The following is a 500-nucleotide window of genomic DNA, read 5'->3' as shown; positions in this document are numbered from 1 at the left end:
GATGCGCGCCGGCGGGGGGCCGTCGCCGCCCCCCATCACCGAGCCGACCGTCGCGATGGCCTGCAGCGCGGTGAAGAGGCCTTCGCCCGTCGCGGTCTTGGGCGCCGGCTTCAGACCGTCGATCGCCGCCTTCACCGCCTCGCGATTGGTGGTCGGGGAGACCAGCAGCGAGGCGTTGGCCGCGAAGCCGACCAGCCCGAGGTTGATGCCCGGCGTCAGCTGGCTGGCGAACTGGCTGGCCGCCTCCTCGGCGGCCTTGAGCCGGTTCGGCGGGACGTCGGTGGCCCGCATGGACTGCGAGATGTCGATGACCAGCACGATGACGGCCCGGTTGCGCGGGATGCGCATGTCATGGGTCGGGGTGGCCAGCGCGATGGTCAGCAGGACCAGGCTGAGCAGTGAGACGGCGATGGGAATGTGCCGCGTCGGCGACTGCGGCACGTTCGCCTCGGTGAACCGGCGCAGCCGGCGCCGGCGGCGGCCCTGGACCACGACGTAGA

The 500-nt window shown here is 72.4% G+C and carries 1 protein-coding gene; it reads right to left on the bottom strand.

Annotation, left to right across the window (positions count from 1 at the left end; translation table 11 throughout):
* Positions 1-500: VWA domain-containing protein (locus A5678_RS09650; RefSeq protein WP_156746837.1), on the bottom strand; the 500-nt coding region annotated here is incomplete at both ends.

This window comes from Mycobacterium sp. E2733 (assembly GCF_001667585.1).
In the GTDB taxonomy this organism is placed as follows: domain Bacteria; phylum Actinomycetota; class Actinomycetes; order Mycobacteriales; family Mycobacteriaceae; genus Mycobacterium.
This window is presented reverse-complemented; position numbering and strand designations above follow the sequence as displayed.